The sequence below is a fragment of the Citricoccus sp. K5 genome (assembly GCF_902506195.1).
Classification (GTDB): Bacteria; Actinomycetota; Actinomycetes; order Actinomycetales; family Micrococcaceae; genus Citricoccus.
In genome coordinates, this window is sequence record NZ_LR732824.1 from 1 (window position 1) to 6173 (window position 6173).

Sequence of the window (6173 nt, forward strand, 5' to 3'; positions counted from 1 at the left end):
GCACCTGGCCAACGCCATCATCGTGATCCGCCGCCTGCTCAAAGAATCATGGACCCGGTTCCGGTGGGATGACCGCCCTGTCAAGCAGTACCAATGGCGCTGAGCCCCTATCCGCGCAATCTCTAAGCGACTAGAATCGTGTACTCAACGTTGGTTGCGAGACACTCGCTCATTGGATACGCGCGGGTCTCCACCCGCCGGCAGGACGCCGACCGGCAGGTCGAGGACCTGCTCGCGGCCGGGGTGCGGCGCGATGACCTGTACGTCGATCACGGGGTGTCCGGTGCTCGGGCCTCGCGGCCGAAGTTCGACAAGGCGGTGGCCGCCCTGCAGGAAGGCGACACCTTGGTGATCACCACGTTGGACCGGTTGGGTAGGTCGACCCAGAACATGCTCGCCTTCGCCGAGACCCTCCGAGAACGAGGCGCGGGGCTGCGGGTGCTGAACCTCGGTGGGGGAGACGTCGACACTCACACCCCGATGGGTTCCATGGTCTTCACGGTGATGGCCGCTCTTGCCCAGATGGAGTTGGAGATCAAGCGCGAACGCATCACCGACTCCGTGGCAAAGCGCCGGGCCGCCGGCCAGGACCTCGGCGGACGGCGCCAGACCTTCACCGATTCTCAGATCCGCAGCGCCGCCCACCTGGTCGAAGCCGGCCGGCCCGCGGCTCAGGTGGCTCGGGACATGGGCATGTCCCGAGCCACGCTCTACCGTCGCATCCGCGACCTTCCGGTCTCGACATAGCCCGTATCGCCGGGTCGTGCGGTCTGGCGCCTGCGGCGGGCCCACCACCGCCCCGAACGCACTGCAGCCCCGGACCCATGACGGGTTCCGGGGCCGCAGCCGCTGGTTCAGAGGGTGTGCCTGACTACTTCAGGCCGTCCTTGACGTCCTTGGCAGCGTCCTTGACGCTCTCGCCGGCCTGCTTGGCGTGGCCCTCGGTGTTCTGGGCCTTGCCCTCTGCCTGCAGATCGGGGTTGTCGGTGGCATCGCCGAGCTTGTCCTTGGCACCTCCGACCGCCTTGTCGGTCGCGTTGCTGATCTTGTCTCCGAGTCCCATGGGCACTCCCTTCTGTCGGCGATCAAGTCCTTCAACCCTATGTCTCTCTGCCTCCGCGGGAAACCCTCCGGCCCGTCGTTTCCTCCATGGCGAACGCGCACCCCGGCGACCGTCGGGGGCGGTCCGGAGCGCCGCTTGGTCCGGTCCAACAGCAAGGCTCGAGGCGCCATCTTGTCGAGGACCGAGCCACCGGGCGAAGTGACACCAGCGGCGTGGCCGGGCGGCTCGCGGGCACGTCCCTATAGGCGCGAGCATCGCCAGCCGCTCATCGGATTCGGCGCGGCGGCATCTCCTTCTGGCGGTAACGCGCATACCCCAGCCCCTGGAACCCGTTCCTTGTCTCAACAACTCGGTAGCTCCCAGCTCATCAAGACACCAGCGAACGAGACAGGCAAATAAGACCAGATGGCGCGGTTGCTGCACCGGCGAATTCCTGGAGAAACCGGGGGAGTTCGGCCAACCGTCAAGAGCGGTCCAGCGTCCCTATTTCCTCCCGCGGGTCGTTGGGCCGCGTCGTGCTGCCCAAATGTGTCTGGCGGGCAAGATCGTCGGGGCCCAGGAGGCCCTGGACTGGGGTCTGGTGAGCGAGGTCGTCGAGAAGGAGCGTCTCCAAGAGCGTGCGGGTGAGCTGGCACGGGACTTGGTGGCCTCGGCCGAGGTCATAGGGCCCACGAAGAAGCTGTTGAGCCCGGGGGAGCCCGTCACCTACGAGCGTCACCTGGAGAACGAACTCGAGAGCATCGCCGCCATGGCCTCCAGTGCCGGGACGCAGGCGAAGATCGCAAGGTTTGCCGAACGCACCCCAGCGTGAGTGCAGCAGAAGCTTCCTGCACCAAGGGAGGGGCCGCGGATCATGATGATCCGCGGCTCCTCTTGCCTTGGCTCCGGGTGAGATCAGTCCTGTAGTTCGCCCAGGTGGTCGTTGCGATGGCGTGCCTTCACGCATAGCAGCGCGATGAGGCTGATGACTGCACAGCCGAGGGTGTAGTAGGCCGCTGACAGGGAGTCGCCGGTGATGTCCGCCAGCCAGATGATGATGTACGGAGCTGTCCCCCCGAAGAGGGCGACGGACAAAGCGTAGGTCAGGGACAGGCCGGTGGCGCGGCTGCGGGTGGGGAACCGTTCGGAAAGCAGGGCTGGCATGGGTCCGCCGACGGCGCCAATCAGGATGCCAGCGATGATCAGGGCGATCAGCCCGCCCGTGAAGCCTGTCGAGATCATGGCGTAGAGCGGGTAGGACAGCACGACGACGGCTCCTGTTCCCGCCAGGAGCACTGGCCGGCGGCCCACCCGGTCGGACAGTCGGCCGAAGAACGGCATGGTCAGCCCGGCGGTCAGCCCGGTGATCACGGCAAGAAGGTAAGACTCCAGCAAGGGCATCGAGTAGCTGGTGGACAAGAACGACGGCATGCCAACCATGAACGTGTTCCCGACGGCGTTGTAGACCACAACAATGCCGAAGGTGGTCAAGAGGTAGGAGAAGGACTGCCGCCGTAGTACCGGCGCCTCCGTGGGATTCGTGAGTTGCTGCGCCTTCATCTTCTTGAAGTGGGGCGTCTCGTCAACATGGAGGCGCATGTACAGCACGACCGCCCCCATGGGGAGAGCGAGCAGGAAGGCGATGCGCCATCCCCACGAACTAAGGTCCTCGGGGGGAAGGATGAGAGCGAGCAGGGTGGCCACGCCTCCACCGAGCACGAACGCGAGGGTTTGACTGGCAAAGGACCAGGCACCGTAGATGCCTCGCTTGCCTTCCGGAGCTGACTCCACGACCAGGGAGACAGCGCCGCCTACCTCGCCGCCGGCAGAGAGGCCTTGGACTATTCGGCACATCGTCAGCAAGATGGGTGCCCAAACGCCGATCTGCGCGTAAGTAGGCAGCAAGCCGATGAGAGCAGTGGCAGCGCTCATGAGGCCGATGATGAGAACCAGCACCGGTCGGCGTCCGAGGCGGTCGGTCATACGACCGAAGACGACGGCGCCGACAGGGCGAAGGAAAAAGGCGAGGGCGAAGAGGGAGAAGGTCGCCAGAACGCTGGCCGTAGGGTCCGCCGACGGAAAGAACAGCGGCGCGATAATTGGAGCCATGTAGGCGTAGATGGCGAATTCGTACCATTCGACCGCGTGGCCGGCTGACCCTGCAATCAGTGCCTTGCGGGATTTCCTCAGGTCAATGACTTGCACGGTTCCTGCGGATTGGGTGTCTGATCCTATTACATTCTGCGTCATTCTGAATCCCCTTCTTTGCGGCACGCCGGGGTTGGCGTAACTGCCGTGGGCTGTCGGCGGTGCACTCCACCTTCGGCCACCAGAGTGGCCTACATCACCCCCGGTTGTCAACGGTGGTGTAGATCTTCGGAGCGACTGTCCCGCCGGGTGGTGTCCCGTCGGCCGGTGGAAGGGTGTCCCGAGGGGTGAAACGCGCAGCCCCTCACTTGCGGCTGCACAGCTCCATGCCCATCGACCTCCTCTGCTCTTGCCCTCGAGCCGGCACGGTGTGAGCCGGCCCGGGATCGCCGGGCCTTCGGTCGGGGGGCTGTCTCGTTGCGGTCGCACCTAAAGGGCCGATTGGCCCCCCGCGGCCGGAGGCGTGCCTTTTGTCAACTCTAGCGTTGACAAACGGGGCGCGGGCGTTCACCATGGTTCTAGGTCAATACTCACGTTGATAACCACGGGTGGTCACCACCGACCCGTCTGATCCGAAGGATGTGGCACTATGCCGACTCTTGCCACCAGAGCCGTCGCTGATACTGGTTCTCTCATTGACGAGGACATCGAGCTCACCGAGCAGCAGGTGCGGACGGCCGTCTCCATTGCGAACGTCCCCGCCCTGCTGATGCTGGTCTTTCAGGTGACCGGGGACGAGAAATGGCTGGAGGACCCCTATCTTCCCACCCGTGGCCGGGGGCTGGGGGACCATGACTCGGGCGGCTTGCCGGAGACCATTCAGGCAGAAGTCCGTGAGGCCGGGGTCGACGCCATCCTGCGGCTGCAGTCAGGAGAGGACCCCGCTATCGAAGCGCCCAGTCCTGAGCTCGTTACCCGCATGATGAGCATCTGCATGGGGGAGGAGGTCGGGGACCAGTACGGTCCCATGCTGTCGACCGAATTCGCCCGGCGGGTGGTCTCCGATGCCCCTGAAATCCAGACACCTTCCGTCCAGGCGCCCGTGGGCTATCAGGCCGTGGTGATCGGGGCGGGCATTGCCGGCATTGTCGCTGCTCATCAGCTGGAGGAGATGGGCATCGATTACGTCATCCTGGAGAAGCAGCCGGAGGCCGGTGGCAACTGGTGGCAGAACACCTATCCGGGGGCTGGCGTGGACACCCCCAGCCACCTCTATTCGTTCTCCTTCGCCCAGAATGACTGGACGAAGCACTTCGAGCTGCGTGACAACCTGCACCACTACTTTGACGAGACGATCGATGCCTTGGGCGTCCGTCACCGCATCCGCTTCGGCACCGAGGTGTCCACCTCTACGTATGAAGAGGACACCCACGGATGGGTGCTGGAGGTACGCAACAGCGAGGGAACTATGGAGACCCTCCGCTGTGATGTCCTCATCAGCGCCGTGGGCGTCCTGAACCGGCCTAAAAGGCCGGACCTTCCGGGAGCCGACTCCTTCCAGGGGACTGTGTTTCACTCCGCCGAGTGGCCCGAGGGGATCGACTTGGAAGGTAAGCGCGTGGCCATCGTGGGAACCGGTGCCAGTTCCATGCAGATCGTCCCTGCCATTGCGGACACGGCCGCCGAACTGACGGTTTTCCAACGCTCACCGCAGTGGGTCGCCCCCTTCGAGAAGTTCCAGCAGCCCATCTCCGACGACCTGCGCCTGCTCCTTCAGTCCTGTGCCCTCTATCGGGCCTGGTACTGGTTGAGGTTGTTCTGGCAGTTCGGTGACAAGGTGATCGAGGCATTGCGCGTCGATCCCGAGTGGGAGCATCCCGAAAGGTCGGTGAATGCCCGCAACGACGGTCACCGTGCCTACTTCACCAAATACATCACCGAACAGCTCCACGGCCGAGAGGACCTGCTGGAGAAGGCTGTCCCCGACTATCCTCCGTTTGGCAAGAGGATCCTCCTCGACAACGGATGGTACGCGGCTCTCAAGAAGGATCATGTGACCCTGGTGGATGAGTCCGTCGTGGAGATCCGCCCCGATGCAGTGGTCTCGGCATCCGGTCAGGAGTACGGTGCGGACGTCCTTATTTGGGCCACCGGGTTCGAGGCCACCCGCTTCCTCTCGTCTATGGATGTCAGGGGTGTTGACGGAGTGCGGCTCCGGGAGGTGTGGGAGGACGACAACCCCAAGGCATACCTGGGCGTGTCCGTCCCCGAGTTCCCGAACTTCTTCATGCTGGGCGGGCCCAACTCGTTCCCGGGAAGCGGCAGCTTCATGTTCTTCATGGAAGTCCAGATGCGCTACATCCGCGGCTTGCTGACGGAGATGTTCCAGGGCGGCCACCACGCCATCGACGCGAAACCGGAGGCGACGGAAAAGTACAACGAGCTCGTCGACGAGATCCATGAGAGGACGGTGTGGACCCACCCGGGAATGTCCACCTACTACCGCAACTCCCGAGGACGTGTGGTCTTCGTGATGCCGTTCCTCAATGTCGAGTACTGGGACATGACCAAGCGCCCCGACATGGAGAACTACACCGTGCGGTGACTCCAGGGCTGGGGCCCACGGTGAAGGTGAAATTGAGAAATGGTGGGCGGTCCGCGTCTGCCCCGCCACGACGGTGTGGAGGTCAAGAGGACCTCCACACCGTCTGCTGTTTGACGTTGAAGTAGCCACCTGCATCTTGCCGGGAGTCGAGCGCGGCGAGGGTGGCAGACGGTGGCCACAGACTGCTGGTCCCCGAAACTACGCGGTACTCACCTCGGCCCGCGCAAGAACGCGGCACTGGTGGCCGGGGGAGCGAGCTGTACGATAGCCGACCCGGACGGAAGCTGGGCCCAATCCTCCGGAGACTTGGAGTGAGTATTCGGACCTCTGGGAGCCACTGAATATTGTGGTTCAGAGCCACCACTATGGCCGTTGAGAGCCGGCGGCCGGCCGGGTGGGAGCCACCGGCCCTCGACGGGCTTTCTAGTGGCCGTTCAT

5 protein-coding genes are annotated in these 6173 nt (G+C 64.2%); 3 read left to right on the forward strand and 2 right to left on the reverse strand.

The genetic code is table 11. The features are described 5' to 3' along the window. Positions 1-150 precede the first annotated feature (150 nt). Positions 151-747, forward strand: coding sequence for a recombinase family protein (locus tag BOSE125_RS17780; protein ID WP_159555558.1), 597 nt, complete (start codon positions 151-153; stop codon positions 745-747). A 124-nt stretch (positions 748-871) separates the two neighbouring features. Here the strand turns inward: BOSE125_RS17780 and BOSE125_RS17785 are convergent, their stop codons facing one another. Continuing rightward, the gene (locus BOSE125_RS17785) at positions 872-1063 is read right to left on the reverse strand and encodes a CsbD family protein (protein ID WP_159555560.1); all 192 of its coding nucleotides are present in this window, start codon (positions 1061-1063) and stop codon (positions 872-874) included. A gap of 433 nt (positions 1064-1496) precedes the next feature. Between BOSE125_RS17785 and BOSE125_RS17790 the strand changes: the two genes are divergently transcribed. After that, positions 1497-1874 (forward strand): enoyl-CoA hydratase/isomerase family protein, encoded by a 378-nt coding sequence (locus tag BOSE125_RS17790; RefSeq protein WP_256376005.1) that lies wholly within the window; start codon positions 1497-1499, stop codon positions 1872-1874. Positions 1875-1957: 83 nt separating this feature from the next. Here BOSE125_RS17790 and BOSE125_RS17795 read toward each other — a convergent pair whose 3' ends face one another. After that, entirely contained in the window at positions 1958-3247 is a 1290-nt protein-coding gene (locus BOSE125_RS17795) for an MFS transporter (RefSeq protein WP_201301314.1), read from the reverse strand. A 532-nt stretch (positions 3248-3779) separates the two neighbouring features. On the opposite strand from BOSE125_RS17795, the gene BOSE125_RS17800 reads away from it, so the two are divergent. Then, a complete protein-coding gene (locus BOSE125_RS17800) occupies positions 3780-5735 on the forward strand; it encodes an NAD(P)/FAD-dependent oxidoreductase (RefSeq protein WP_159555566.1) in 1956 nt (651 codons plus the stop codon). The last annotated feature ends 438 nt before the right edge of the window (positions 5736-6173 follow it).